This window comes from Burkholderia cepacia, from assembly GCF_001039005.1.
Lineage (GTDB): Bacteria > Pseudomonadota > Gammaproteobacteria > Burkholderiales > Burkholderiaceae > Burkholderia > Burkholderia theae.
On sequence record NZ_LDWR01000011.1, the window covers coordinates 1 to 25,675 of the forward strand.

Annotated in this window: 25 protein-coding genes and 1 riboswitch; of the genes, 11 read left to right on the forward strand and 14 right to left on the reverse strand. The window is 69.1% G+C overall.

The window, feature by feature from the left end; all coding sequences use genetic code 11:
• Positions 1-1,170, forward strand: a 1,170-nt coding sequence (locus tag VL15_RS05100) for an MFS transporter (RefSeq protein WP_048244348.1), incomplete at its 5' end; no start/stop codon positions are given.
• Positions 1,171-1,203: 33 nt separating this feature from the next.
• Here VL15_RS05100 and VL15_RS41735 read toward each other — a convergent pair.
• Entirely contained in the window at positions 1,204-1,740 is a 537-nt protein-coding gene (locus VL15_RS41735; protein ID WP_048243663.1) for a MarR family winged helix-turn-helix transcriptional regulator, read from the reverse strand.
• 141 nt (positions 1,741-1,881) lie between these two features.
• On the opposite strand from VL15_RS41735, the gene VL15_RS39625 reads away from it, so the two are divergent.
• On the forward strand, positions 1,882-2,787 hold the full coding sequence (locus VL15_RS39625) for a DMT family transporter (protein ID WP_048243665.1): 906 nt from the start codon (positions 1,882-1,884) through the stop codon (positions 2,785-2,787).
• Here the strand turns inward: VL15_RS39625 and cobM are convergent, their stop codons facing one another.
• The 4 genes from cobM to VL15_RS05130 are packed head-to-tail and all read right to left on the reverse strand — an operon-like array spanning position 2,788 to position 6,638.
• Positions 2,788-3,516, reverse strand: a complete 729-nt coding sequence (gene cobM / locus VL15_RS05115) for a precorrin-4 C(11)-methyltransferase (protein ID WP_048243668.1) — start codon at positions 3,514-3,516, stop codon at positions 2,788-2,790. It lies immediately after the preceding gene.
• 43 nt (positions 3,517-3,559) lie between these two features.
• Positions 3,560-4,291, reverse strand: coding sequence for a cobalt-precorrin-6A reductase (locus tag VL15_RS05120; protein WP_048243670.1), 732 nt, complete (start codon positions 4,289-4,291; stop codon positions 3,560-3,562).
• On the reverse strand, positions 4,288-5,376 hold the full coding sequence (locus VL15_RS05125; RefSeq protein WP_048243672.1) for a cobalt-precorrin-5B (C(1))-methyltransferase: 1,089 nt from the start codon (positions 5,374-5,376) through the stop codon (positions 4,288-4,290). Before VL15_RS05125 ends, VL15_RS05120 begins: the two co-directional genes overlap by 4 nt.
• The gene (locus VL15_RS05130; RefSeq protein ID WP_048243674.1) at positions 5,376-6,638 is read right to left on the reverse strand and encodes a bifunctional cobalt-precorrin-7 (C(5))-methyltransferase/cobalt-precorrin-6B (C(15))-methyltransferase; all 1,263 of its coding nucleotides are present in this window, start codon (positions 6,636-6,638) and stop codon (positions 5,376-5,378) included. Before VL15_RS05130 ends, VL15_RS05125 begins: the two co-directional genes overlap by 1 nt.
• A gap of 202 nt (positions 6,639-6,840) precedes the next feature.
• Positions 6,841-7,032: riboswitch (cobalamin riboswitch) on the forward strand.
• A 133-nt stretch (positions 7,033-7,165) separates the two neighbouring features.
• Here VL15_RS05130 and cobG point away from each other — a divergent pair.
• Genes cobG through cobJ form a run of 4 tightly spaced genes read left to right on the forward strand, consistent with a single transcriptional unit; the run spans position 7,166 to position 11,583 of the window.
• Positions 7,166-8,521, forward strand: coding sequence for a precorrin-3B synthase (cobG, locus tag VL15_RS05135; protein ID WP_329955931.1), 1,356 nt, complete (start codon positions 7,166-7,168; stop codon positions 8,519-8,521).
• On the forward strand, positions 8,514-9,140 hold the full coding sequence (locus VL15_RS05140) for a precorrin-8X methylmutase (RefSeq protein WP_048243678.1): 627 nt from the start codon (positions 8,514-8,516) through the stop codon (positions 9,138-9,140). The genes cobG and VL15_RS05140 overlap by 8 nt, the downstream gene beginning before the upstream one ends.
• A complete protein-coding gene (locus VL15_RS05145; protein WP_048243680.1) occupies positions 9,137-9,871 on the forward strand; it encodes a precorrin-2 C(20)-methyltransferase in 735 nt (244 codons plus the stop codon). Before VL15_RS05140 ends, VL15_RS05145 begins: the two co-directional genes overlap by 4 nt.
• Positions 9,868-11,583 (forward strand): precorrin-3B C(17)-methyltransferase, encoded by a 1,716-nt coding sequence (gene cobJ / locus VL15_RS05150; protein ID WP_048243683.1) that lies wholly within the window; start codon positions 9,868-9,870, stop codon positions 11,581-11,583. The genes VL15_RS05145 and cobJ overlap by 4 nt, the downstream gene beginning before the upstream one ends.
• Before the next feature lie 6 nt (positions 11,584-11,589).
• Here the strand turns inward: cobJ and VL15_RS05155 are convergent, their stop codons facing one another.
• Positions 11,590-12,792, reverse strand: a complete 1,203-nt coding sequence (locus VL15_RS05155; protein ID WP_048243684.1) for an MFS transporter — start codon at positions 12,790-12,792, stop codon at positions 11,590-11,592.
• Positions 12,793-12,886: 94 nt separating this feature from the next.
• Between VL15_RS05155 and VL15_RS05160 the strand changes: the two genes are divergently transcribed.
• Complete coding sequence (locus VL15_RS05160) at positions 12,887-13,789, forward strand: LysR substrate-binding domain-containing protein (RefSeq protein WP_048243686.1); 903 nt, start codon at positions 12,887-12,889, stop codon at positions 13,787-13,789.
• 194 nt (positions 13,790-13,983) lie between these two features.
• On the opposite strand, the gene VL15_RS05165 is transcribed toward VL15_RS05160, so the two are convergent.
• Complete coding sequence (locus tag VL15_RS05165) at positions 13,984-16,239, reverse strand: Ig domain-containing protein (RefSeq protein WP_080970730.1); 2,256 nt, start codon at positions 16,237-16,239, stop codon at positions 13,984-13,986.
• A gap of 153 nt (positions 16,240-16,392) precedes the next feature.
• On the opposite strand from VL15_RS05165, the gene VL15_RS41740 reads away from it, so the two are divergent.
• Positions 16,393-16,689 carry a hypothetical protein gene (locus tag VL15_RS41740; protein WP_155420127.1) on the forward strand — a complete coding sequence of 99 codons (297 nt, stop codon included), beginning with the start codon at positions 16,393-16,395 and terminating at the stop codon, positions 16,687-16,689.
• A 51-nt stretch (positions 16,690-16,740) separates the two neighbouring features.
• Here VL15_RS41740 and VL15_RS05170 read toward each other — a convergent pair whose 3' ends face one another.
• Positions 16,741-17,064 carry an H-type lectin domain-containing protein gene (locus VL15_RS05170; protein ID WP_048243688.1) on the reverse strand — a complete coding sequence of 108 codons (324 nt, stop codon included), beginning with the start codon at positions 17,062-17,064 and terminating at the stop codon, positions 16,741-16,743.
• 390 nt (positions 17,065-17,454) lie between these two features.
• Here VL15_RS05170 and VL15_RS05175 point away from each other — a divergent pair, with 390 nt between their 5' ends.
• On the forward strand, positions 17,455-18,810 hold the full coding sequence (locus VL15_RS05175) for a chitinase (protein ID WP_048243690.1): 1,356 nt from the start codon (positions 17,455-17,457) through the stop codon (positions 18,808-18,810).
• A gap of 83 nt (positions 18,811-18,893) precedes the next feature.
• Here VL15_RS05175 and VL15_RS05180 read toward each other — a convergent pair whose 3' ends face one another.
• The 4 genes from VL15_RS05180 to VL15_RS05195 form a co-directional block, all read right to left on the reverse strand.
• A complete protein-coding gene (locus VL15_RS05180) occupies positions 18,894-19,637 on the reverse strand; it encodes an IclR family transcriptional regulator (RefSeq protein ID WP_048243692.1) in 744 nt (247 codons plus the stop codon).
• A gap of 52 nt (positions 19,638-19,689) precedes the next feature.
• A complete protein-coding gene (locus VL15_RS05185) occupies positions 19,690-20,856 on the reverse strand; it encodes an acyl-CoA dehydrogenase family protein (RefSeq protein WP_048243694.1) in 1,167 nt (388 codons plus the stop codon).
• Between the two features lie 37 nt (positions 20,857-20,893).
• Positions 20,894-22,195, reverse strand: coding sequence for a CitMHS family transporter (locus VL15_RS05190; protein ID WP_048243696.1), 1,302 nt, complete (start codon positions 22,193-22,195; stop codon positions 20,894-20,896).
• Positions 22,196-22,311: 116 nt separating this feature from the next.
• Complete coding sequence (locus tag VL15_RS05195; protein ID WP_048243698.1) at positions 22,312-23,472, reverse strand: CaiB/BaiF CoA transferase family protein; 1,161 nt, start codon at positions 23,470-23,472, stop codon at positions 22,312-22,314.
• Positions 23,473-23,748: 276 nt separating this feature from the next.
• Between VL15_RS05195 and VL15_RS05200 the strand changes: the two genes are divergently transcribed.
• Both VL15_RS05200 and VL15_RS05205 read left to right on the forward strand, forming a co-directional pair.
• Positions 23,749-23,985, forward strand: coding sequence for a hypothetical protein (locus tag VL15_RS05200; RefSeq protein ID WP_048243700.1), 237 nt, complete (start codon positions 23,749-23,751; stop codon positions 23,983-23,985).
• 150 nt (positions 23,986-24,135) lie between these two features.
• Entirely contained in the window at positions 24,136-24,558 is a 423-nt protein-coding gene (locus VL15_RS05205; protein ID WP_048243702.1) for an NUDIX hydrolase, read from the forward strand.
• 21 nt (positions 24,559-24,579) lie between these two features.
• Here VL15_RS05205 and VL15_RS05210 read toward each other — a convergent pair whose 3' ends face one another.
• A complete protein-coding gene (locus VL15_RS05210; protein ID WP_048243703.1) occupies positions 24,580-24,906 on the reverse strand; it encodes a low molecular weight protein tyrosine phosphatase family protein in 327 nt (108 codons plus the stop codon).
• Between the two features lie 25 nt (positions 24,907-24,931).
• The gene (locus VL15_RS05215; protein WP_048243705.1) at positions 24,932-25,504 is read right to left on the reverse strand and encodes a DUF1993 domain-containing protein; all 573 of its coding nucleotides are present in this window, start codon (positions 25,502-25,504) and stop codon (positions 24,932-24,934) included.
• Positions 25,505-25,675 lie beyond the last annotated feature (171 nt).

Here is a 25,675-nt window from a genome sequence, read left to right on the forward strand (position 1 = left end):
TTCACTTCCCCTGGATGGCGGCTCGCCGCCATCGTGCTCGTCGGGCTGAACCTGCGGCCGGCGCTGGCCGCGGTCGGCCCGCTGCTCGACATGATCCAGCGCGCGACCGGCATGAGCGACGGCGCGGCGAGCCTGCTGACGACGATCCCGGTCCTGCTGATGGGGCTCGGCGCGCTGAGCGCGCGGCGCCTGCAGCGCGTGACCGGCATCGCGGGCGGCGTATGGATCGGCGTCGCGCTGATCGGGCTGGCCTGCGTGGCGCGCATCGGCGCGCAGCATGCGTGGCTGCTGCTCGCGAGCGCCTGCTGCGCGGGCATCGGGATCGCGATGGTGCAGGCGCTGTTGCCCGGCTTCGTGAAGGCGCATTTCGCGACGCGGATCGGCGGCGCGATGGGCGTGTATTCGACGTCGATCATGGGCGGTGCGGTGCTCGCGAGCGTCGTCGCGCCGTTCGCCGCGGCCCGCTGGGGCTGGCTTGTCGCGCTCGCGGGCTGGGCGTTGCCGGCCGTGGTGGCCGCGCTCGCCTGGCCGCTCGCCAGCCGCGGCGGCGATGCGCTCGCGGCCGGGCCGGCTTCGGCGTCGCATGCGCAGCCGTCGCGCTCGCCGCGCGCATGGCGGCTCGCACTGTTCTTCGGGATCGCGACGGGCGCCTACACGCTCGTGCTCGCGTGGCTGCCGCCGTACTACATGCGGCTCGGCTGGTCGCCGACCGCGGCCGGCAGCCTGCTCGGCGGCGTGACGCTCGCGGAAGTCGTCGCGGGGCTGACGATCTCGGCGGTGATCGACCGCCTGCCCGATCGCCGGCCCGCGCTGCATGCGGCGATCGCGTCGCTGTTGATCGGGCTGCTGGTGATGCTGGCCGCGCCCGAAGCGCTCGCGCTGCCGGCCGCGCTGCTGCTCGGCGCGGGAATCGGCGCGCTGTTTCCGCTGTCGTTGATCGTCACGGTCGACCATGCGGCGACGCCGGCCGATGCCGCATCGTTGACGGGCTTCGTACAGGGGATCGGCTACCTGATCGCCGGATTGTTTCCGTTCGCGGCCGGCGTCGTGCGCCAGCATCTCGCGGATCTGATGCCCGCGTGGGTGGCGATGGCGTGCCTGTGCGTTGTGCTGTTCGTGCTGGCGGTGGGTTTTGCGCCGAGGCTCGCGCGGCGGGTCGCGAGCGCCTAGGCGCTCGGCCCCGCGTCGGGCCCGTCAACCCCATCAGCCCGTCGCATCGCGCTCCGCGACAAACCGCCGATACGCGCGTTCGGACGGGCACCGCCGCAAGTCGCACGCATCTTCGTCGCACAGCCGGCAGACCCGGATCGCGTTCTGCATGTCGTCGGCCAGTGCGCCGATCAGTTGCTCGCAGATCGGCATGAGCTGCGCACACTGTTCGGCCGTCAACGTACGCGTGACGTCCGCGATCGCCGCGCCGCGCGCGCCCAGCACCTGCTGCACCGCGTCGTGCCCGGCCTCGGTCAGCGCCAGCACGACCGTCCGCCTGTCCTCGCCGGGCTCGCGCGCGACGAGCCCCTCCTGCGCCATCCGCTCGGCGAGCCGCACGGCCGACGAATGCACGAGCATCAGTTGCCGCGCGAGCGCGTCGATCGTCAGCGTAGGCGCCTGCGACAGCAGAACCAGCGCATCCGCGATCGACCCATGCAGCCCCGTCTCGCGCGCGATCGCGTCCTCTACCCGGTCGTTCAGCGCAAGCGAGAGCGCACCCAGCAGATTGTTCAGGCGTTGCTTTTTCACGTAGGCGCTCCTAGTATATGTGTGCGTCACGCATATAATTTAAACCATCGTGTCGCCGCTGTCAGCCGCGGCGCGATCCCGTCGATCCGGGCGGCCGCACGCCCGCATTCTACGTGTCGATATTTCGAGCGGAGTCACCGCATGAACGGCAGCGCGCGCAAGACCGGATGCCTGATCATGGCGACGCTGTGCTGGGGCGTCGCCATTCCGTTCAGCAAGATGGCGTTGCCTGCCCTCTCGCCCGCGTGGCTCATCGTGCTGCAGATCGCCGCGAGCGTCGCAGCGCTCGCCTGCGTTGCTGCCGTGCAGCGCGTCAGCCTCGCCGGCATCGCACCGGTGCAGGTCGCCGTCGTTGCGCTGATCGGTATGCTCGAACCATGCGGCGCGTACTACCTCGGATTCGTCGGCATGCAATCCACGTCCGCGCTGCACACGGCGGTGATCTTCGCGCTCGAACCGCTCGGCATTCTCGCGTTCAACATCGCGCTGTTCCGGTTCAGGGTCGACACGCGGCTGCTGGTCGCGGGCGTCGTCGCGTTGACGGGCGTGGTCGTCATCGCGCTCGGCGATGCATCGGCGGACGGGCACGCATCGCTGCGCGGCGACGCGTTCGTGTTCGCCGGCGTGATGGTGGCCGCGCTGTATGTGTCGTTGTCGACGCAGGCCGTGACGCTCCCGTCCGCGACGACGATGCTGCTGATTCAGCAGGCCGGCTCGCTGATCCTGGCGCTCGTGCTGCTTGGTATCGAGGCTGACGGCGGCGACGGGCTGCCGGCCTGGTCGGCAGTGTGGCCCGCGCTGGCGATCGGCGTGCTGCAGTTCACGCTCGCGTTTCTGTTTTATTTTCGCGGTGCGCGCGACAACGCGTCGTACTGGAGCGTGGTCGTGCTCAACCTGATCCCCGTCGTCGGCATCGCCGCGTCGATCCTGATCCTCGGGGAATCGGCGTCGCCGATCTACTTTGTCGGCGGAGCGATCACGATCGGCGCCGCGATCTACACGCACCTGCGCGAACGCCGCGCCGAACTCCGGCCGGCGCGAGCGTGATCAGCCTGCGCTCGCGTACAGCGTCGAATCCGCGAATCCTTCGGCATCGAGCACGCGCCCGATCAGGATCAGCGCGGTGCGCTCGATCTGAGTGCCCTGCACCTTGGCGACGATGTCGGCGAGCGTGCCGGTCACGCGTTCCTCGTCGGGCCAGCTCGCGCGATAGATCACTGCGACCGGGCAATCGGCGCCGTAATGCGGCAGCACTTCGTCGACGATCCGCGCGAGATGGCGCACGCCGAGATGGATCGCGAGTGTCGCGCGGTGCGCCGCGAGCGAGCCGAGCGCCTCGCCTTCCGGCATCGTCGTCTTGCCCGCGAAGCGCGTGAGGATCACCGTCTGCGCGACGCCGGGCAGCGTCAGTTCGACGCCGAGCGTCGCCGCGCACGCGGCCGTGGCCGTCACGCCCGGCACGATTTCGTACGGAATCCCGAGGGCCTTCAGGCGGCGGATCTGCTCGCCGATCGCGCCGTACAGCGACGGGTCGCCCGAATGCACGCGCGCAACGTCCTGCCCTTTCGCATGCGCGCCGGCGAGCAGCGCGACGATCGCGTCGAGGTCGAGCTCGGCCGTATTGACGACCTGCTCCGCGCGATGGCCGTCGAGCACGGCCGGCGGGACCAGCGAGCCCGCATACAGGATCACCGGGCACGTGCGCACGAGGCGCTGGCCCTTCACCGTGATCAGCTCCGGGTCGCCGGGGCCCGCGCCGATGAAATACACCGTCATCGAAAAATCTCCGTCAATTCGTTGGATGATCGGCCGCGCGGCGTCACGCGCGTGCGGCCGGATCGAGTGCGTCGAGCAGCGCGGCGGCCGAGTCGAATGCGCGGTCGGCGCGGGGCAGCGGCGGCCGGCGCAGCATCACGACCGGCAGCCGGCGTTCGCGCGCGACGTCGAGCTTGGCCTCGGTGGCCGCGCCGCCGCTGTTCTTGCTGACGACGACGTCGACGCCCATCAGCGCGAACAGCGCACGCTCGCCGTCGAGCGTAAACGGCCCGCGCGCGGCAATGATCTGCGCCTGCGCGTTGCCGGGATGGGCGTCGAGGCAGCGCACGAGCCAGAACTGCTGCGGCGGAATCGTGTCGAGATGCGCGAGCGGCTCGCGGCCGAGCGTGAACAGCGGCCGCCTGAACGGCGCGAGCGCGGCCTCGATGCCGGCCCAGTCGTCGACCATCCGCCAGTCGTCGCCGGGTTGCGGCACCCACGGCGCGCGGCGCAACGCCCATAGCGGCACGCCCGCGTCGCGTGTCGCGGCGGCCGCGTTCGCGCTGATTCGTGCGGCATACGGATGCGTCGCGTCAATCACGAGGCCGATGCCGGCGTCGCGCAAATAGGCGGCCAATCCGGCGGCGCCGCCGAAGCCGCCGACACGCACGTCGCAGCGCAGGTCGCCGGGCACCTTGCCGAGGCCGGCCAGGCTATAGACGTGCCGCGGGCCGAGCGCGCGCGCGATGGTCAGCGCGTCGCCGGTGCCGCCGAGCAGCAGGATGCGCGCGCTCATCGCGCTTGCCCGACGAAGCGGCCCTGCCGGTCGATCGCGAACATCTCGACGGCGACCGTTGGGGGCACGATGTCGCGCGCAACCCGCAGCGCCTGCGCGCACACGAGATCGCCGAGCGGCACGCCGTCGGCCAGCGCGAGCTTCAACGCTTCCTGGCTCGTGTTCGCGCCGCGCATCGCGGCCTGCAGCGCATCGCTCGCGCCGGCCTCGGCCGCCCACTGCGCGAGCAGCGGCAGGTCGATGCTCGAATGGCGGCTGTGCAGGTCGAGGTGGCCGGCCGCGAGCTTGCTGAGTTTGCCGAAGCCGCCGCACATCGACAGGCGCGCGATCGGCGCGCGCCGCAGGTGCTTGAGCACCGCGCCCGCGAAATCGCCCATCTCGATCAGCGCCATGTCGGGCAGGTGGTAGTGCGCGCGCATCGCGTCCTCGCTCGCATTGCCCGTGCACGCGGCGATATGCGCGATGCCGTTCGCGCGCGCGACGTCGATGCCCTGGTGGATCGACGCGATATAGGCCGAGCACGAGAACGGCCGCACGATGCCGGTGGTGCCGAGGATCGACAGCCCGCCGACGATGCCCAGGCGCGGATTCATCGTCTTCAGCGCGAGCGCCTCGCCGCCTTCGACGCCGATCGTCACGTCGAAACCGCCCGCGTAGCCATGCTCGGCCGCCAGCGCGTCGAGGTGCGTCGTCATCATCTGGCGTGGCACCGGGTTGATCGCCGGTTCGCCGACCGGCAGCGTCAGCCCCGCGCGGGTGACCGTGCCGACGCCCGGCCCCGCGTGAAAGCGCACGCCAGGCGCCGCCGCGAGCGCGACGCGCGCGAAGACCAGCGCGCCATGCGTGACGTCCGGATCGTCGCCGGCATCCTTGATCGTGCCGGCCTCGGCGCCGTCGGCCGTGGTCCGGCAGAACTCGAGCCGCATCAACACGTGCTGTCCCTTCGGGAGCACAATCTCGACCGCGTCGTCCGCACGGCCCGCGAGCAGCAGGCGCGCGGCCGCGAGCGACGTCGCGGTCGCGCAGCTTCCGGTCGTATAGCCGAAACGCAGCGGTGCGGGCTGTTCGGAGGTTTCGTCGCGCATCACACGTTCGTCGGGTTCGTCGCGTTCGACGGTCCGGCCATGTCGATCGTGTCGGCCGCATCGGGCTTGCGCACGTCATACAGCGTGACCGGCAACGGCTGCCGCCACGTATCGAAGCGGCCGAGCGGCTCCGCATGCGCGAGCGACACGCGCGTGAGCGTGCCGCCGTGCGCATCGCGCCATGCGGCGAGTGCCATCTCGCCCTGCAGCGTGACCGCGTTCGCAACCAGCCGGCCGCCCGGCTTCAGCGACGACCAGCACGCGTCGAGCACGCCGGGCGCCGTCGCCCCGCCGCCGATGAAGATCGCGTCGGGTGCGGCGAGCCCCGCGAGCGCATCGGGCGCGCGGCCGGCGACGAGCTGCAGGCCCGGCACGCCGAGCGCATCGCGGTTGTGCTCGATGAAGCGCTGCCGCTCCGCATGCGCTTCGATCGCGATCGCCTGGCACGACGGATGCGCGCGCATCCATTCGATGCCGATCGAGCCGCTGCCGGCGCCGACATCCCACAGCAGCTCGCCGGGCGCGGGCGCGAGGCGGCCGAGCGTCATCGCGCGCAGGTCGCGCTTGGTGAGCTGGCCGTCGTGGCGGTACGCATCGTCGGGCAGGCCGGGCGTGAGCGCGCGGCGCGGCGCGTCGGGGCCGGCCTGGCAGTCGAGCGCGACCAGATTGAGCGCGGCGGTTTCGTCGATGTTCCAGTCGAGCGCGAGGCCGTCGAGACGACGCTCGAGCGGGCCGCCCAGATGTTCGAAGACACTGAGGCGCGTCGGCCCGAAGCCGCGCGCGACGAGCTCGGCCGCGACGGCGGCCGGCGTGCGGCCGTCGGCGCTCAGCACGAACAGGCGCCGGCCCGGCAGCAGGTGGCGCGCGAGCGTCGCGAGCGGACGGCCGACGAGCGATACCGCGCCGATGTCCTGCAGCGCCCAGCCGAGACGCGCGGCCGCCAGCGACAGCGACGACGGCGCGGGCAGCACGCGCCATTCGTCGGGGGAAAGCGCGCGGGCGAGCGTCGCGCCGACGCCGAACAGCATCGGGTCGCCGCTCGCGAGCACGCAGACGGGCGACGGGCGGCGGCCGAGCACGCCCGCGATGTCGAATGGCGACGGCCACGCTTCGCGTGCAGCCGGCAGCCGCGCGGGCAGCATGTCGAGATGCCGCTGCGCGCCGACGACGAGCGTCGCATCGAGCAGCGCGCGCCGCGCGCTGCGTCCGAGCCCCGCGTACCCGTCGTCGCCGATACCCACTACCGTCAGCCACGCCGTCATGCACCCTTCCCCATCGTTCGATTCCATCGTGTCGCCGCGCGGCCGTAAAAGGGCCGGCGCAGCCGTCCGCATTGCGAAAGACGGCATGGTACCGTGTTCCACCCCGCGTTTCATCTACCGGCCCGCCGGCGCCGGGTCGTCCTCCGTTTCGTCCGCCGCGAACGGCTTTCCGGTCGCGAACCGCGGTCGAAATCGGGTATCCTACGGCCGTTCGTTCGCCGGTGCCCTTCGGGGCCGAAGAGGGAACACAGGGCGCGCCGCGCGCCGCTGTGGCTGCCCCCGCAACTGTAGACAGCGAGCCGATCTCCCCCTCACGCCACTGGTTCGACCGGGAAGGCCGGGAGCCGGCGCCGACCTGTCAGCCAGGAGACCTGCCGGCCAGAAAGTGCGTGCGTGCCAGTCGGCGTCGGGCGGGGTGTACCGATGCGTTGGCCGCGGCGCGACACTGCCCCGGTACCCCGTTGAGTTCCGCCCCCGATTCGATTCCTGCGTCGCCTGTCGTGCGCCCTTCGGCCTGTCCGGGGCTCATGCGCGTCGTTGCGGCCGCCGACGGCGGGCTGTGCCGGATCAAGCTGCCGGGCGGCCGGCTCGACGCGGGCCAGGCACGCGCGATCGCCGCCGCCGCGCGCGCATACGGCTCCGGCGCGATCGACGCGACCAATCGTGCGAATCTCCAGCTACGCGGCATTCGCGACGGCGCGGCCGACGCGTTGACGCGCGCGTTGCTCGACGCGGGGCTCGGCCCGCGCGCCGCTGCCGCCGCAAACTCGCCCGCGGATTCAACCGCCGATGCGGCCGCACTCGCCGCGAGCGACGACGTCCGCAACGTGATGCTCAGCCCGCTCGCCGGGCACGACCCCGTCGCGCTCATCGACAGCCGCGCGCTCGCCGTTCCGCTGCTCGACATGCTGGCAAGCGAGCCGCGCCGCGGCGAGCTGTCGCCGAAATTCTCGATCCAGCTCGACGGCGGCGAAGCGGTCGCGGCGCTCGATCATCCGCACGACATCTGGCTCGCCGCATGGCGCCGCGCCGACGGCGCGGTGCGCATCGCGGCCGGGCTGGCCGGTTGTCCGCCGATTGCATTCGACGATACGCCTGCTTCGGTCGATGTGTCGCCCGACCAGAGCGTCGTGCTCGTCCGCGCACTGCTGCTCGCGTTCCTCGATCTCGCGCCGGCCGACGTCACGCGAATGCGTGCGCTGCTCGCGACCGCGACGTGCGGCGAACGCGCGTTGCTCGAACACGCGCAGCACTACTTGCCTTTCCCGCTCGTGGCCGATCCCGCGCTCGCCGGCTGGCGGCGCATGCGCTCCGATTCCGCACTGCGTTTCGGCGCGCGTCCGTCGCTCGATGCAGCGCGCTGCAGCGTCGGTGCGCAATTCGCGCTCGGGCGGCTCGACGCGACGCAACTGGAACGGCTCGCCGCATTGGCTGAAACAGACGGCGACGGCACGCTGTCGATGACGCCGTGGCAAGGCGTGTTCATCCACGGCGTGTCGCACGCACGCGCAGCGGCCACGCTCGACGCGCTCGCATCGCTCGGCCTCGTGTGTACATCGTCGGACCCGCTTGCGACGCTCGTCGCGTGTACCGGCAGCGCGGGCTGCGCGAAAGCGCACGCCGACACGAAACACGACGCACTCGCGCTTGCCGCGCGCATCGGCCATCCGCTCGACGTGCACCTGAGCGGCTGCGAGCGCCACTGCGCGCTGCCGCATCCCGCGACGCACACGCTCGTCGCAGTGGCACCCGCGCACTATGACCTTTACCGGCGCGACGCCGCCGCGGGCCTCGGCGCCCGGCTCGCGCGCCATCTGACGATTGACCAGGCCGCGGCCCGACTGACGGACGCGCGGCACAGCCAGGACACCACCGATGCTTGACTACATTCGCGACGGGCAGGAAATCTACCGCCAGTCGTTCGCGACGATCCGTGCCGAGGCCGACCTGTCGCAGGTCCCGCCCGATCTCGAGAAACTGGCGGTGCGCGTGATTCACGCGAGCGGGATGGTCGATGTCGTCTACGACCTGCGCTTCTCGGCCGGTGCCGGCACGGCGGGCCGCGCGGCACTCGCGGCGGGTGCGCCGATCCTGTGCGACGCGAAGATGGTCGCCGAAGGCATCACGCGCGCGCGGCTGCCTGCCGCCAACCGCGTGATCTGCACGCTCGGCGAGCCGGAGGTGCCCGATCTCGCACGGCATCTCGGCAACACGCGCTCGGCCGCGGCGCTCGAACTGTGGCGCCCGCATCTGGCAGGCAGCGTCGTCGTGATCGGCAATGCGCCGACCGCGCTGTTCCATCTGCTCGACATGATCGACGCCGGCGCGCCGCGCCCCGCGCTGATCCTCGGGTTCCCGGTCGGCTTCATCGGCGCGGCCGAATCGAAGGCGATGCTCGACGCCGACAGCCGCGGCGTGCCGTACGTCGCGCTGCTCGGCCGGCGCGGCGGCAGCGCGATGGCGGCCGCCGCGGTCAACGCGCTCGCGACGGAGGTCGAATGACGACCGCGCGCGGACGCCTGTTCGGGGTCGGCGTCGGCCCCGGCGACCCTGAACTGATGACGATCAAGGCGCTGCGCGTGCTGCAGGCCGCGCCCGTGGTCGCGTATTTCGTCGCGAAGGGCAAGAAAGGCAATGCCTATGGCATCGTCGAAGCGCACCTGCTCGACGCGCAGACGCAACTGCCGCTCGTCTATCCGGTGACGACCGAGGCACTGCCGCCGCCGCTTTGCTACGAGACGGTGATTGCCGACTTCTACGATACGGCCGCCGAGATCGTCGCCGCGCACCTCGACGCGGGCCGCGACGTCGCGGTGATCTGCGAGGGCGACCCGTTCTTCTACGGCTCGTACATGTACCTGCACGACCGCCTCGCGCCGCGCTACGACACGGAGGTCATCCCGGGTGTGTGCGCGATGCTCGGCGGCACGGCCGTGCTCGGCCAGCCGCTCGTCTATCGCAACCAGAGCCTGTCGGTGCTGTCGGGCGTGCTGCCCGAGCACGAACTGCGCGCGCGGCTCGCACAGGCCGACGCGGCCGTCGTGATGAAGCTCGGCCGCAATTTCGACAAGGTGCGGCGCGTGCTCGACGAACTCGGGCTCGCGAAGCGCGCGCTGTATGTCGAGCGCGCGACGATGGCGAGCCAGCGCATCGTGCCGCTCGACGAAGTCGACCCGATGGCGTCGCCGTATTTCTCGCTGCTCGTCGTGCCGGGGGAAAAATGGCAAGGATGACGACTCCGCCCGCGATCGTGATTCTCGGCGCGGGCGCGCTCGACACCGCGCAGCGTATCCAGGCGCGCTATCCGGGTGCGCGCATCCACGGGCTCGCGTCGCGCGTCGATGCCGACGTGCCATTCGACGAACTCGGCGCGCACCTGCGCGAACTCTATGCGCGCGGCCTGCCGATCGTCGCGCTGTGCGCGGCCGGCATCGTGATCCGTTGCATCGCGCCCGCGCTCGCCGACAAGGGCGTCGAGCCGCCCGTGCTCGCGGTTGCGGAGGACGGTTCGGCCGTCGTGCCGCTGCTCGGCGGGTTGACGGGCGTGAACGCGATCGCGCGCGAACTGGCCGAATGGCTCGGCGTCGCGCCGGCGATCACGACGAGCGGCGAACTGCGCTTCGGCGCATGCGTGCTCAATCCGCCCGAAGGGTATGCACTCGCCGATCTCTCGCAGGGCAAGCGCTTCGTGTCCGACCTGCTTGCGGGCGCATCGACGCGCATCGACGGCGCGGCGCCGTGGCTCGACGATGTCGCGCTGCCGCGCGACGACGCGGCCGCGCATGCGATCCGCGTGACGCCCGATGCGTGGCGCGGCACGCGCGACGAGCTCGTGATCCATCCGCGCAGCGTGGTGGTCGGCGTCGCTGCGGATACCGTGCACGCGCACGAAACGCTCGCCGCGCGCATCGAAGCGGCGCTCGACGCACAAGGCCTCGCGCGGCTGGCGCTCGCGGCCATCGTCGCGCCGGCATCGGCGATCGGCGATGCCGCGCTGGAGGACGCCGCGCAAACGCTCGATGTCCCGCTGCGTTTCGTCGATGTCGATGTCGATCATCACGCGCAAGCCGATGCGGCGACGCTGCTCGGCCATGCGTTGCGCGTCACGCACACGCTGCGTGCTGCATCGGAAGGCCTCGCATGCGCGGTCGCGTCGCAGCCAGTCGATCCCGCCACGCTCGGCCGCGCGCGCGGCCGCCTGACGGTGCTCGGCCTCGGCCCGGGCGCCGCCGCATGGCTCACGCCGGCCGCGCGCGCCGCGCTCGACCAGGCGACCGACATCCTCGGCTACACGACCTACGTGACCATGGCCGGCCCGTTTCGCGACGACCAGCGCGTGCACGGCACCGACAATCGCGAGGAGATGCAGCGCGCGCGCCATGCGTTCGAGCTCGCGGCCGAAGGCCGGCGTGTTGTGGTCGTATCGTCGGGCGACCCCGGCGTGTTCGCGATGGCCGCGGCCGTGCTCGAAGCGCTCGACGAAGCGCGCGACCCGCAATGGGCCGCGGTCGACCTGCGCGTGGAGCCCGGCGTATCGGCGTCGCTCGCGACGGCCGCGCAGGCCGGCGCGCCGCTCGGTCATGATTTCTGCGCGATCTCGCTGTCGGACAACCTGAAGCCGTGGGACGTGATCGAGACACGTCTGCGGCATGCGGCGCAAGCCGACCTCGTGATGGCGTTCTACAACCCGATCTCGCGTGCGCGGCCGTGGCAGCTCGATCGTGCGCTCGACGTCGTGCGCGCACACCGCGCGGCCGATACGGTGATCGTGCTCGGGCGCGACATCGGCCGGCCGGGCGCGACGCTCGCGACGACGACGCTCGGCGCGCTGCGCAGCGATCAGGTCGACATGCGCACGATGGTGATCGTCGGTTCGTCGACCACCCGGCGTTTCGCGATCGGCGACGGGCGCGAATGGGTCTATACGCCGCGCTGGTATCGCTGAAGCGGGCTAGCGCGTGAACCCGGCACCACGCGCGTCGGCATGCTCGGTGCCGGCCGCGCTGCTGGTTCGCCAGAAGCGGTACACGAGCACGCCGACGATGGCCTGCGCCACGACCACGAACGCGACGCAGCCGGCCCATCCCCACCGATGCCAGCCGGGCACCGGCAGGATCGAGCCGAGACTGCCGCCGAAGTAATAACAGGACAGGTAGATCCCGATCGCCGTCGAGCGCGCCGACGCTGCCGCCTGGGAGATGAACGTGTTGGCCGACGCCTGTTCGACGAACACGGCGGTCGAGCTGAGCGCGAGGCCGGCCAGGATCACCGGCACGCTGTCGGACAGCGTCAGCAGCGCCCCGCCGATCGCAAGCGCGGCCGCGGCGAGCCCCGGCGCGCGCGGGCCGCGATGCCGCGCGAGGCGCCCCGCGAGCGGCGTCACCACCACCGCCACCAGAAACACCGCATAGATCGCGCCGATCTCGACCGTGCCGAAGCCGAACGGTGCGCGCGCGAGCCGCAGGCCGACGAACGTGAACGTCGCGACCTGCGACGCGAGCACGCACGCGCCAATCGCGAACGACGCGAGCAGCGGGCCGCGCGTGACGACTCGCCATGACGGCCCCGCATCCGCATCGTGGCCGGAACGCGGCGCGATCGGGCGGGACGCCGGCAGGCTCGCGTAAATTGCCACGCCCGTGACGAGACACAGCGCGGCGACGACGTCGAGCGCGTGCCGCCAGCCCCACATCGACGTCAGCAGGTTGGTCGCGAAGCGGCCCGCGAAACCGCCGAGCGTCGTGCCGGCGACGAACAGCGCGCTAATTTCAGCCGACGTGCCGCGATCGAAACGTTCGCCGATAGTTGCGATCGACAGCGCAAAGACGAACGGCATGATCAGTCCGGTGGCAAAGCGCGCGCCGAGAAACGACGTGAAACTCGCCGCATGCGCGGACCACAAGACCGGCAGCGCGACGGCCACCGCCGCGCACGCGATCGCGACGCGCCGTTCGATGCGTGCGGCCAGCACGCCGACGAACGGCGCGATAATGGCGACGGCCGTCGTGGTCGCGCTCACGCCCTGCCCCGCGCGCTCCGCGCTGATGCCGAAGGTCGCCGCGAGTTCGTGCAGGATGCCCTGCGTCGAATAGAGATTGAGAAACGCGGCGAAGCCGCAAAGAAAGAACGCGATGCGCGTGGTCCGGTCGTTCATCGGGGATGCCTGGTCGTCGATGCCGACAGTCTGACGAGCGCGCCGCATGCACGCCAATACCGTTTTCACCGCCATTGATACCGGAACGACAACAATGCTCGACCTGCGCCGCCTCCGCTACTTCGTGGTCGTCGCCGACGAACTGCACTTCGGCCGCGCGGCATTGCGCCTGCGCGTCGCGCAGCCGCCGCTGACGCGCCATATCGCCGCGCTGGAAAGCGAGCTCGGCGTTCGGCTGTTCGAGCGTTCGACGCGCGCGGTGCGGCTGACGCCCGAAGGCGCGCTGTTCCTCGAGCATGCGCGTAACGTCGTCAGCGCGGCCGCCGAGGCCGAGGCGAGCGCGCGCAAGATGGCGCAAGGCATCGCCGGGCGCCTCGTGATCGGTTATGCGAGCTCGATTCCGATGTCCGACACGTTCCCGGACGTCATCCGCGTCGCGAGCCGGACGATGCCCGACGTCGAGCTCGCGTTCCGCGAAGCGGCGACCGCCAGCCAGCGCCAGCAGATCGCGGACGGCACGATGGACATCGGTTTCGGCTGGGCGTGGGACGGCGCGCCCGGTGTGCCGGTTGCGTCGCTCGTCGTGTCGCGCGAACCGCTCGTCGCGGCCGTGCCGGCCGGGAATCCGCTCGCGGGCCGCGCGAGCGTCGACGTCGCGGCGCTTGCAAACGAAACCTTCGTGACCTTTCCGCCCGGTTACGGTTCGGCGTTGACCGCGGCGCTGGACGACCTGTGCGCGCAGGCCGGATTCGCACCGCGCATCGGCGCGACCGCTGCGCAGATCACGACGCTCGTGTCGCTCGTGGCCGCCGAACGCGGTATCGCGATCGTGCCGGGCTTCACGGCGACGCTGCAGCGTCCGGGCGTCGTGTACGTGCCGCTCGCCGGCACGCGTGCGGTCGAGCAGATCGTGTCGTGGAGCGAGCCGTTTTCGTCGGCGTGCGTCGAACGCTTCGTCGCGCTCGCGCGCTCGCTTGTGCAACCCGCATCGGCATGATGCGGGTCAAACGACCCGGATCGCTCTTTCCCCGTGGTTCCGGTGTCCTGGCCGCGCAACCCCCTCTTCCACACCGATCACGTTAGCCAAAACGGGGGATCGCCCTCACCGAATGCCGCAGGTATCGCCGGATTGACGCGCGTCCCGAATGCCGGCGCAGTCGCCCGCGAATTCGATGAGGGCTGCTCGATACTTCAGTTCACCACGATGGTGTAAACCGCACGCGCGTCAGCCAGTCCCCCGTCGTTCGTGGCCGTGACGCCAAACGTGTAACTCCCGGTCCTCCCGGGCGTACCAACGATCCCGCCAGTATCCTGATTGAACTGGAGGCCTGGGGGCAATCCCCCGCTGGTCACCGTGAAACGGACGGTCGCAGGCGTATTCGACGTGATTTTCGCTGCGTAGAGCGTGCCTCGAGCGGCGGCTGGCAAGACTGCGGGGCCCAGTTGCGGTGTCGGCACCGATACGGTCTGCGGATTGCCGATCGGGATGCCTCCGGAACTTACCGGCCGCAACGACCAACTTTGGCCGGGGGTAATGGTCTCCAGGGTCCAGCAGGTAGTCTGGTCGCGAAGCGCGGCCCTTTGCTTTTCGGTGAACGCGCCGAGATTCCTGGCTGTTTCCCACTGCTTGATCTTGTCGAGAATCTTCGGCGCCGAGGGCAAGGTTGCCACCCAGCCCCTGAAGCCTATGCCGGCGTTGAGCGCCGCGCCGCGTGCGAGCCTGGTTTCGATCTGGGTCAACGAGAGGTCTGTGATATCGAACCATCCAAGCATGCCCGGCAGGTAGTTGGCCTGGTAGAAGACGTTGTTGCGGTACAGCTGATCCATATCCAAGTTGGTCCAGTTCGCCCGGGTCAGCATATCCCACGCATTCGAGGTCATCCGGCTTGTCTCGCTGATGTATCCATCGTGCCCGGTCTGGGCAGCGTAGGTGCCGTTTATCAACCGGGCAATGCCGAAGCTGCCCCAGCCGGTATCACTGGCGGATTCCACCCCGTCGAAGGAGTGGTACCGGATGCCGACGTTGTTCCTGATGGTCCCCAGCCGGGTGGCGATCTCGTCGATGATGCCGAGGCCGCCGATGGCCCCGTTATACGAATTCACGATCACACTCGCAACGGGCGTGCCGCGCGCGGCCGGGGCGGGGATGGAGTCCCACTGGCCTCGGGTCAGCCCACTGACTTTCCATTCACTGCCGCTCCTTTGGGCATCTTTGTACGAGATGAACTCGTCGCCGATACGTAGCATCTTCTCTTTGATCCCGTCCGGCATCGGCACGAATCCACTCAAGTAGAGCATCGCGGTCGTCATGTTCAACGACCGGGACAAGGTGGCTTGGCAACCCAAGGCCAAACGAGGGTCCGCGGGCGGTGAAACGTAGGGATCGATGGAGGTGGGCGGGCCGACGCTGATGAAGTCCGACATGGTATGAACGCCGACGCGGACACCGTGCTCCTTGGCAGTTTTCACCAGCTTTTCAGCCCCGTTGTCGCTGCCGCCGAAGGTGGAGTCGAACTGATAATGCCCGGTGGATTTCCAGGGGCCGCGATAGTTCTCTGGCGAGTAGATGTAGTTGATTCCCGCGCTGTGGGCGAGGCGGGCAGCCTTGTCGACATTGCCGGTGTCGAGATCGTTCACCACGAAAGACGACTGGCCGCTGGCCTGCGCCACTTTCTGCCACTGGCCATTCTGGGTCGGATACGGGAGGTTTTCACCCGAAGCAATGAACGACAACAGGGTCGTCACGAGCTCCGGTGCGCTGCCGTATAGCGCAATCTTCGATCCGATTACCGAGCCTGCGCGGTCGAGTGGGCCGAGCGGGATCGGATAGCCATCGGGGTTGAGCCGATCGCGCCGGCGCGTGTAGTCGTACGTAAAGGCTCGCAGCACGGCCCCCCATGACGTCTTTGCCGCCACGCTCCACGGTTCCATCGACGCCACGTACAGATTGTACGGATTGGAGATAATGTCGTTTCCCCAGCCGTATTGCGGATATTCCTTGGGCCACGCGCCTTCGGTGCGGTCGTTGAGCGGCTTGAGGCCGATGGCGAATTCGTTGTCTCGTACCACGCCCGCGGCTTCGCCGACGGTCTGGTTGATCGCGACAGGCAATGGCCCCCACAGCAGCGCCTGAACGTCGTAATCGCGGTCGGTCTTCACGCGGGTGACTTCAAAGGTGGCATAGCCGTTCTTCTGCAGGACGCGGACATCGACCTCGAATGCGATGCCGGTGTCATTCACGAAGGACAGCGTGTTGTCGGCGGCGGACCACCGGACGCTGGCGGGCAACACCAGTATTCCGTTGATCACGAGTCTGACGAGCAGGACGAACTTCCCGGGCGAGATGTAGTTGCGGCCGCTGCGGGAATCGATGAGTTCGACGATGGCGCCGGTGGAGTCCAGGCCGAGCGTCAAGTAGCCAGCCGGAATGTGTAGAGTGCTTGTCATTTTTCGACCTTCCTGACGAGAATGGGGGGCGCGAGCGGCGCAGATGCACCAGTGCACCCTTCCCTCGCGTGCCGTGAGCCAATATTCAGAACACCGAATCGATGCTCATGACGTACATGCAGCGGTGGTCGGCGGATACCCCGGACATTGGACATGGCTGATCTGGCCGACGGATTCGAGCGCTCCCGCCTGCCGTCGACGGCGGCCATCTTTCATCGAAAGGCGACCGTGCCGGCTTTCGAAGCGCGATCCTTTACGGCATCGGGATCGCGGGCTCTGCGTCGTGAGCCTTGCGTCCGACAACGCACCATGACCGCCTCAACAGCCCTCGCCGACGCAAGCAACCTGCGCGGAGCATGCGGCGCAACACGTGACACCGATGGCGCCAGCCGCAGTGAATGGCTGCGGCTGGCCAGCCGCCGAACTGCCTGGTCAAACTTCCGGCGGTGAAGCCGGCGCAGTTAGAAAAGAGGCAGCGACCGCATTATTCCGGTTCGATTTTTATTGGCTCGGAACTTCGGCGATATACGAAACGTAGAGGTTTTGCCCCCAATCGCTGCCCGAATAATTGGGGAATACCTTATCTTCGCGGGTGATGTTGACGTTGAATCCGGTCGTCGTGACTTGGGTCACCGTCACCGAGAACGTGTCCGGATAATTGGTTGCGTCGTTGGGGTCCTGGAGGGCCGTCACGACAACAATGGGAGCGGTCGAAAACGTGCCCGGGAACGTGATTTGCGCATTGAAAGGCGGGTTGATCCAGGAATTCTGGTCGCCGCCTGGAACGCTTCCGACTGCCTGCTTTGCTACGATTCTTTCCAGCATTTTGAGCTCCTTATGGATAAGACGACGTTGCATCGTGAATGAGCCGCGCGCGAAAGCACTCCGCTCGAAGACAAAGTTATGCCGTGCGTAAGGCGAAAGCGATTACACGTGATTACACGATTGAAGCAGCTGTCAGGGCGTGCCGAGCGTGACGTTTTTATTTCGAAACCGGTGGTAAGTTTTTCTTGATCGATGCCCGGCGCATTACGGAACAGTGTCGAATCGGCAAGATCGTTACGTATCGAGAATCAAATAACAAAAAGAACACCTAACCATTCACTATTCGGCGCGAATCCTCCAAGATGGGCACGCCGCCGGCCGGACATGCCCGGTCGCCCGTCCGGCGGCGATACGCGGGCCAGCGTATCCCTCTTCCACTTGGAGAACCCAATGAACAACAATGTGTTGCCGCGTTTCATCCCGCGCGCGCTTGCCGCGGGTTGTCTGCTCGCAGCCGCGAGCGTGTCCCAGGGCGCCGGCGTCTATGCGCCTTTCGTCGACGTCACGCTCTATCCGACGCCGCTCGTCGACCAGATCGGCGTCCGGCAAGGCATCCAGCAGTTCACGCTCGCGTTCGTGGTCGCGGGCAACGGCTGCGCGCCGTCGTGGGGCGGCGTGCAGCCGATCGGCAACGGCGCGAGCGGTGGCCTGCTCACCGCGCTGTCGACGTCGATCGCGAGCTATCGCGCGAAAGGCGGCGAAGTCGCCGTATCGTTCGGCGGCGCGAACGGCACGCCGCTGATGCAGGCGTGCACGACGGTCCCCGCGCTGAAGACGGCGTACCAGACCGTGATCGACACGTACGGCCTCACGCATATCGACTTCGACATCGAGGGCGCGTCGCAGCAGGACACTGCGTCGGTCGCACGCAACTTCCAGGCCGTCGCGCAACTGCAGTCCGACTATGCGGCCAAGGGCAAGCCGCTGCACGTCACGCTGACGCTGCCGACGATGCCGACCGGGCTCACGCAGGACGGCGTGAACGTCGTCAACGCGGCGATCGCGAACAACACGTCGTTCGACGCGGTGAACCTGATGACGATGGACTACGGCCCCGCGAACATCGACATGGGCGCGGCCGCGATCAGCGCCGCGCAGGCGCTGTACGCGCAACTCGACACCGCGTTCAAGTCGGTCGGCCAGACGAAGACCAGCGCGCAGCTCTGGCAGATGGTCGGCGTCACGCCGATGATCGGCGTGAACGACGTGCAGGGCGAGACCTTCACGCTCGCGAACGCGCAAAGCGTGCTGAACGCGGCGGTCAACAACGGCTACGGATTCTTCGGCAACTGGTCGGTCGGCCGCGACCAGCCGTGCCCGAGCAACGGCGCGTATGCGTCGCCGACCTGCTCGGGCGTCGCGCAGCAGCCGTACGCGTTCGCGACGATCTTCAAGGCACTCGACGGCAAGTGGGGCGCGGGCGTCACGCAGGACCCGAACTACGGCGGCGGCTCGAACGGCGGCACGCCGCAGCCGGGTGCGCCCTGGGCGGCCGGCCAGGTCTATACGGCCGGCGCGACGGTTACCTACCAGGGCACGACGTATCAGGCGCAATGGTGGACGCAGGGCGACGTGCCCGGCCAGGCCGCCGTGTGGAAGCCGGTCGGCGGCGGCTCGCCCGTGTGGTCGGCCACGACCGCCTACCAGGGCGGCACGTGCGTGATGTACCAGGGCGCGAAGTACTGCGCGAAATGGTGGACGCAGGGCGACAACCCGAGTGCGGGCGGCGTGTGGGTGAAGTCGTGATGGTGTGACGCGCGGCGGGCCGTTTCCGGCGCGGCGGGATCGCGCGCCGGCGAACGGCCCGCCGCCGGTGATGGCGTACTGCCCTACCCGCGTGCGTGCTCGGCCAGCAGCCGCGCCTTCGCGTCGACGAGCAGCGCCGCATGCGTGTCGCGATGCTGGCGGATCCGCTCGGTCGGCCCGACGACCGATAGCCCGTACCAGTCGCCGTCGAGCGTCAGCGCGACCGCGATCGCCGACAGCTCGGGCGCGCTCTCGCCGAAGTTCTCGGCCCAGCCGAGTTCGCGAAACCGCGCGGTTTGCGCGACGAGCGCCGGCAGGTCGGCCACCGTCGCGTCGGTGAAGCGTTCGAACGGCAGCTGCGCGCCGAGCGCCTGCTGCGCATCGCCGGCGAGTTCCGCGAAGATCGCCTTGCCGATCGAGTTCGCGTGCAGCGGGCGCAGTTCGCCCGGCTGGCGCGTATAGCGGATCGCCTGCTCCGATTCGACGACGTCGAGGTACGTGACCGACAGGCCCTGGATCTTGCCGAGCACGGCCGTCTCGCGGCTCGCGTCGCGCAGCGCGACGAGATGCGGATGGACGATGTCGACGACGGGATCGGTCGCGTCGATCGCGGCGGCGATCGTCTGCAGTCGGCGCGTCGGGTAGTAGCCGCCGCGCTTGCGCACTTCGTACAGGTAGCCGCGGCTCACGAGCGTGCGCGCCATCGCGAGGCAGCTCGACGCCGGCACATTGAGCAGGCGCGCGAGTTCGGTGAGCGGCAGCGGCCGCCGTTCGGCGGCGAACAGCTCGAACAGGTCGAGCGTGCGGGCAACGAGTTTGACGTCCATGACGAGCGCTTGATTCGAAACGGGAAACCGCGCGCCGGCGGGCTGCCGCGCGTCAGTACGACTTCGGCAGCCCGAGCACCTTCTCCGCGATGTAGCACAGGATCAGTTGCGGGCTCACGGGCGCGAGCCTCGGAATCATACACTCGCGCAGGTAGCGCTCGACATGGTATTCCTTCGCGTAGCCCATCCCGCCGTGCGTCGCGATCGCCGTCTGGCACGCGTGGAACGCGGCTTCCGCGCCGAGGTATTTCGCCGCGTTCGCCTCCGCGCCGCACGGCTGCCCCGTGTCGTAGCGCGTCGCGGCCTTCATCACCATCAGCCACGCGGCCTCGAGCTGCATCCACGCCAGCGCGAGCGGATGCTGGATCGACTGGTTCTGCCCGATTGGCCGGCCGAACACGACACGCTCGCACGCATACTGCGTCGCGCGGCGCAGCGCGGCCTGCCCGAGGCCGATCGCCTCGGCGGCGATCAGGATCCGTTCGGGATTCAGCCCGTGCAGCAGGTACCGGAAGCCGTCGCCTTCGTTGCCGATCAGGTCGTCGCGCGATACGCGCAGGTTGTCGATGAACAGCATGTTCGAATCGACGGCCTTGCGGCCCATCTTCTCGATCTCGCGCACCTCGACGCGCGAGCGGTCGAGGTCGGTATAGAACAGGCTCAGCCCGTCGGTCGGCTTCGCGACCTGGTCGAGCGGCGTCGTGCGCGCGATGATCAGCATCTTGTTCGCGACCTGCGCGGTCGAGATCCAGATCTTGCGCCCGCTCAGCACATAGTGATCGCCGTCGCGGCGCGCCTGCGTGGTCAGGTGCGTGGTGTCGAGGCCCGCGTCGGGTTCCGTCACCGCGAAGCACGCCTTGTCGCGCCCGGCGATCAGCGGCGGCAGGAAGCGCGCCTTCTGCGCGTCGTTGCCGAACACCTGCACCGGGTTCAGCCCGAAGATGTTCATGTGGACGGCCGACGCGCCGGACAGGCCGGCGCCCGATGCGCTGATCGTGCGCATCATCAGCGCGGCCTCGGTCATCCCGAGCCCGGCGCCGCCGTGGGCCGGGTCCATCGCGATGCCGAGCCAGCCGGCCTCGGCGAGCGCCGCGTGGAAATCGGCCGGAAACCCGCCCGCGCGATCGCGTTCGAGCCAGTAGTCGTCGCCGAAGCGCGCGCAGATTTTCTCGATCGCGCTTTCGATCGCGCGCTGGTCGTCGGTCAGGTCGAACTGCATGGACTGCTCTCCCGGAAAAGGTGAACGGATGCGCCGCTCATAGCGGAAACACGCTCGTCGCGACCGCTGCGAAGACCATCAGCACGGTGGCGGCGAACAGGAACGGAATCGTGAATTTCTGGTGCTCGGCCAGCTCGACGCCGGTCAGGCCGACGATCAGGAACGTCGCGGGCGTGAGCGGGCTCACCGGGAAACCCGTCGTCATCTGGCCGAGCAGCGCGGCCTGCGCCATCTGGATCGGCGGCACGCCGAGCAGCTTGCCGCTCTCCGCGAGTACCGGCAGCACGCCGAAGTAGAACGAATCGGGATCGAACAGCAGGCTGAGCGGCATCGACAACAGCCCGAGCACGAACGGCATGTGGCGCGCATGCTCGACCGGCACGTGCGCGACGACGACTTCCGCCATCGCCTTCAGCATTCCGGTGCCGGACATGATGCCGGTGAACGCGCCGGCCGCGAGCAGCACGCTGGCCATCATCAGCGCGGCCTTCGCATGCGCGTCGATCCGTTCGCGCTGGGCCTGCACGTCCGGGTAGTTGATCACCAGCGCGGCGACCGTGCCGAGCATGAACATCACCATCGGGTCGACGATGCCCGACACCAGCGTGACGAGCACGACGAGCGTCAGCGCGAGGTTGATCCGGAAGCGGTCCGGCCGGCGCAACGCGCGTTCGGCGTCGGTCAGCTCGCGCGGCGCGACCGCGAGCGATGCCGCGCCGGCGCGATCGAGCCCGAGCCGTTTCGCCTCGCGCGCGCCGAGTACGTATGCGGTACCGAACACGAACACGAGCCCGACGATCTGCACCGGAATCATCGGCATGAAGATCGCCGAACCGGGAATGTGCAAAGCCGCCGACGCGCGCAGCATCGGCCCGACCCACGGCAGGAAGTTGACGCCGGCCGCCATCGACGCGACACATGCGAGGATGCGGCGATCCATCCCGAGCCGCGTATAGAGCGGCATCATCGCGGGCAGCGTGACGAGAAACGTGACGGCGCCCGAGCCGTCGAGATGGATCAGCAGCGCAAGCAGCGCCGAACCCATCACGATGCGCGGCGGATGGCAGCCGATCACGCGCAGCACGCCCGCGATGATCGGGTCAAGCATCCCCGCATCGGTGAGGATTCCGAAAAATAGAATCGCAAAAACAAACATCCCGGCAATCGGGCCGATGTTCTGTACGCCGTGCACGATGAACTTGCCGGTCGCGAGCCCGAACCCGGCCGCGAGCGACGCGGCCACCGGCACGACGATCAGCGCGACCAGCGGCGACAGCCGCTTCGTGATGATCAGGCCGAACAGCGCGACGATGGCGATCGCGCCGATCCATGCGAGCATGATGCGTCTCCTCTTCTGCCGGCGAGCGCCTCGGTGCGCGAGCCGGCGTGATATCCGAATGGGGTCGTCCGGCTCGCGCGTCGGGTGGCCGCGATGCCGGGATGCCGCGTTGCCGGTCAGTCCCGGCGGGGGGCGCCGTGGTCGTCGTCGGCAAACACCTGCGCCGCGTGTTCGTTCAGCGCGGGCGGCGGCCGCCGGTACGTGGCCGGCGTGCGGCCGAGCTTGATCGGCGACGCGATGCCGCGATGCCGTCCCAGCTCGACCTTCATCTCCCGGTGCGCGACGTGCGGATGGTCGAGCGCCGCATCGAGCCCGAGCACGGGCGCGCACGGCACGCCGCGACGCATCAGCTGCTCCGCGAGCGCCGCGCCGTCGTGCCCGGCCAGCGCCGTTTCGAGCAGCGCGCGCAGCGCGGCGCGGTTCGCGCTGCGCGCGCGGTTGTCCGCGAACCGCGGATCGCCGGGCCAGTCGCGCGTGCCGAGCACGTCGCACAGCGCCGCGAACTGCCCGTTGTTGCCGACCGCCAGGAAGATGTCGACGGTGGCCGTCGGAAAGCTGTCGTACGGCGTGATGTTCGGGTGCGCGTTGCCGGTGCGCACGGGCGCGTTGCCCGAATGGAAGAAGTTCGGCGTATGCGGATGCAGGATCGACAGCGCGCAGTCGAACAGCGTCGATTCGACGAACTGGCCGCGGCCGCTCGCGTCGCGCTCGCGCAGCGCCATCAGCACGCCGAGCGCCGCGTTCAGCCCCGTGACGAGGTCGACGATCGGCACGCCGACGCGCAGCGGCGCGCCGCCTGCTTCGCCGTTCACGCTCATCAGCCCCGCGAGCGCCTGCACGGCCGCGTCGTAGCCGGGCAGCCCGCCGAGCGGGCCGTCCGCGCCGAAGCCCGACACGCGGCAATAAACGAGGCGCGGAAACCGCGCATGCAGCGCGTCGAAACCGAGCCCCCAGCGCTCCATCGTGCCGATCTTGAAGTTCTCGACGACGGCGTCCGCATGTTCGAGCAGGCCGAGCAGCCGCTCGCGGTCGTCCGGTTTCGTCAGGTCGAGCGCGATGCCGAGCTTGTTGCGGTTCACGCCGAGGAAATACGACGCGGTGTCGCCGTCGAACGGCGGGCCCCACGTGCGCGTCTCGTCGCCGGACGGCGGTTCGACCTTGATCACCTCCGCGCCGTGGTCGGCGAGGATCTGCGTCGCGTACGGGCCGCCCAGCACCCGCGACAGATCGATGATGCGCAATCCCGCCAGCGCGCCCTGCTGCTCGTGTTCCGCCATGCGTCTCGCTCCTGCTTCCGGTTGATCGGACTGCCGGTTCCGGTGGTTCGGCGCCCGCGGCGCACCCTTCCGGATTCATCGAATAATTCTCGTATGTGAATTAATATTCACACTCGGGAATTATGTTGTCAAGCCCGGATGCACCCGGCTGCCGCGCGGAGAACGTCGCCGCGCGCAAGTGGGGACGACACCGAACCCGGGCCGGTTGCGGTGCCGCCCCGCCCTTCGTTAAGCTGACGAAATACGTTCATCTCGAAAAAATAAGGCGGAATATTCATGAAACGGTTGCTGCTGACGGCCTTCGTGCTGGCGTCGACGCTGGGCGTCGCACACGCGCAGACCCAGACTTTCCAATTCGGCGAAGGACAGACGCAGATGCCCGGCGCGGCGCCCCGGGCCGCCGCGTCGACCACACGGCACGCGCCGGCGCCCCATCACCGGCGCGCCGTTCACAAGAGCCGCCATCCGCGCCACGCGAAGCCGACGCGCAACGGGATCTACACGCACGCGTGACGCGGCGTATATCGCGCGACGCCGTGCACGGAACTGTCACGAACGGCCGGTAAGATCGGCGCGGCTGCTTGCATGCCGTCGCGGCCCGCTGCCGGATCACGAACCGCCGACGCGCATTTTCTCCACGATTCAGCACCTGTTTTGCCGAACATGAGTACCGGGCCGGATACCCTCGCCGTCATCAAGGAGCGCGCCACGATCGTGTGCCGCCAGCGCAGCAGCGTGCTGCTGGTCGCCCGCACCGCGTCGCGCTGGTCGCTGCCGGGCGGTACGATCCGGCGCGGCGAGACGCCGCTCGAGGCCGCGCAGCGGGAGCTTGCCGAGGAAACGCGGCTGGAGGGGCTCGTGCTCGACTACGCGGTTCAATTCGGCGGGCTGACGAAGCTGCATCACGTGTTCGTGGCCGACGTGCCGGCGCACCTGACCCCGCACGCGAGCAACGAGATCGCCCGCTGCAAGTGGTTCACCGTCGACCGGCTTGAAACGCTGCGCGCGAGCGTGCCGACGCGCAAGATCATCGAACTGCTGCGCCTCGACTGTTTTTCGGCGATCCTGAACGGCCCGCGGCGCTGACGCCGATGTCGCCCGCGCCGCTCACGTGCGCAGGAAAGGGCCGGCCTTGCGTTCGAGCAGCGTGACGAGTTCGGGCTGCATGAACGCGTACCGGTCGGGGATGTCGAGGCAGACGATCTGCTTGTGCTTCAGGTGAGCACCGAATAGCGCCGACAGCCTGGTGCGGTGCGCACGCTCCATCACGAAGACGATGTCGGCCCAGTCGAGCTGGTCGGCCGACAGGCGCATGTCTGCATCGGGCGCGAGGCCCGCGGAGTCGGTTTCGACGCCCGGCCACGCGGCGAACACCGCTTCGGCCGTCGGGCTGCGCAGCCGGTTGCGGCTGCAGATGAACAGCGCCCGCGTCATGTCGCTTCTCCGCCCGCTGGTCCGCTTACCCCTGAGGAATCGTGCCCGGCCGCACGTACGCGAGCATGTGCGGCACGTAGTCGGCCTTGCCGAGCTCGACGCCGTGATGGCGCAGGATCGCGTACGCGGCGATCGCGTGGAAGTAGAACTGCGGCAGCGCCCAGTCGCGCGCGTACTGCTCGCCCGTCATGTCGAACGCGATCCCGTTCGGCAGTTCGAGCGCGATCGGCAGTGCGGCGCCGCCGTCGAGCGCATCCGGCGCGAGTTCGCCGAGAAACGCGAGCGTGCCGGCGAGGATGCCCTGCGCGTCGCTCGGCGAGCCGGGCTGCGCATCCGCGTTCCATCCGGCTTCGCGCAAAGCCAGCAGCGCCGCCGGCAACGGTTCGCCGCGCAGCCGGTAGACCGGCTCCATCGACTGGAAGCACGAGAAGCGCACCTGTGCGGCGAGCGGATACATGTCGGCCGCCAGCTTCAGCGTCATCACCGCGTCGAGCTCGCCGCCCGCGGCCTGCCGGTGTGCGACAGCCTTGTCGAGCCACGCGGACTGCGCGCGCAGCATCTGGGTAAATGTGGGAACGAGAAGTTGGGTCGGTGACACGTGTGCGCTCCTGTGTAGTGGTTCGCGCCACGATATCAGCGTCGGCGCAAAACTGCATCCCGACCGCGGTGACGCACACGATCCGATATGGATTCGGCGCGTTGTCGCGTGGCGCGTGCGAATGTTTCCGCTTGCCGGACGATCGACGACGCCTGGCCGCCGACACGCAGC

Bases quoted from the DNA above. Each gene is read 5' to 3' on its own strand.
- VL15_RS39625 (WP_048243665.1), top strand. From the start codon at position 1,882: ATGAACGGCAGCGCGCGCAAGACCGGATGCCTGATCATGGCGACGCTG.
- cobM (WP_048243668.1), bottom strand. From the start codon at position 3,516: ATGACGGTGTATTTCATCGGCGCGGGCCCCGGCGACCCGGAGCTGATC.
- VL15_RS05120 (WP_048243670.1), bottom strand. From the start codon at position 4,291: ATGAGCGCGCGCATCCTGCTGCTCGGCGGCACCGGCGACGCGCTGACC.
- VL15_RS05125 (WP_048243672.1), bottom strand. From the start codon at position 5,376: ATGCGCGACGAAACCTCCGAACAGCCCGCACCGCTGCGTTTCGGCTAT.
- VL15_RS05130 (WP_048243674.1), bottom strand. From the start codon at position 6,638: ATGACGGCGTGGCTGACGGTAGTGGGTATCGGCGACGACGGGTACGCG.
- cobG (WP_329955931.1), top strand. From the start codon at position 7,166: ATGCGCGTCGTTGCGGCCGCCGACGGCGGGCTGTGCCGGATCAAGCTG.
- VL15_RS05140 (WP_048243678.1), top strand. From the start codon at position 8,514: ATGCTTGACTACATTCGCGACGGGCAGGAAATCTACCGCCAGTCGTTC.
- VL15_RS05145 (WP_048243680.1), top strand. From the start codon at position 9,137: ATGACGACCGCGCGCGGACGCCTGTTCGGGGTCGGCGTCGGCCCCGGC.
- cobJ (WP_048243683.1), top strand. From the start codon at position 9,868: ATGACGACTCCGCCCGCGATCGTGATTCTCGGCGCGGGCGCGCTCGAC.
- VL15_RS05155 (WP_048243684.1), bottom strand. From the start codon at position 12,792: ATGAACGACCGGACCACGCGCATCGCGTTCTTTCTTTGCGGCTTCGCC.
- VL15_RS05160 (WP_048243686.1), top strand. From the start codon at position 12,887: ATGCTCGACCTGCGCCGCCTCCGCTACTTCGTGGTCGTCGCCGACGAA.
- VL15_RS05165 (WP_080970730.1), bottom strand. From the start codon at position 16,239: ATGACAAGCACTCTACACATTCCGGCTGGCTACTTGACGCTCGGCCTG.
- VL15_RS41740 (WP_155420127.1), top strand. From the start codon at position 16,393: ATGGCTGATCTGGCCGACGGATTCGAGCGCTCCCGCCTGCCGTCGACG.
- VL15_RS05170 (WP_048243688.1), bottom strand. From the start codon at position 17,064: ATGCTGGAAAGAATCGTAGCAAAGCAGGCAGTCGGAAGCGTTCCAGGC.
- VL15_RS05175 (WP_048243690.1), top strand. From the start codon at position 17,455: ATGAACAACAATGTGTTGCCGCGTTTCATCCCGCGCGCGCTTGCCGCG.
- VL15_RS05180 (WP_048243692.1), bottom strand. From the start codon at position 19,637: ATGGACGTCAAACTCGTTGCCCGCACGCTCGACCTGTTCGAGCTGTTC.
- VL15_RS05185 (WP_048243694.1), bottom strand. From the start codon at position 20,856: ATGCAGTTCGACCTGACCGACGACCAGCGCGCGATCGAAAGCGCGATC.
- VL15_RS05190 (WP_048243696.1), bottom strand. From the start codon at position 22,195: ATGCTCGCATGGATCGGCGCGATCGCCATCGTCGCGCTGTTCGGCCTG.
- VL15_RS05195 (WP_048243698.1), bottom strand. From the start codon at position 23,472: ATGGCGGAACACGAGCAGCAGGGCGCGCTGGCGGGATTGCGCATCATC.
- VL15_RS05200 (WP_048243700.1), top strand. From the start codon at position 23,749: ATGAAACGGTTGCTGCTGACGGCCTTCGTGCTGGCGTCGACGCTGGGC.
- VL15_RS05205 (WP_048243702.1), top strand. From the start codon at position 24,136: ATGAGTACCGGGCCGGATACCCTCGCCGTCATCAAGGAGCGCGCCACG.
- VL15_RS05210 (WP_048243703.1), bottom strand. From the start codon at position 24,906: ATGACGCGGGCGCTGTTCATCTGCAGCCGCAACCGGCTGCGCAGCCCG.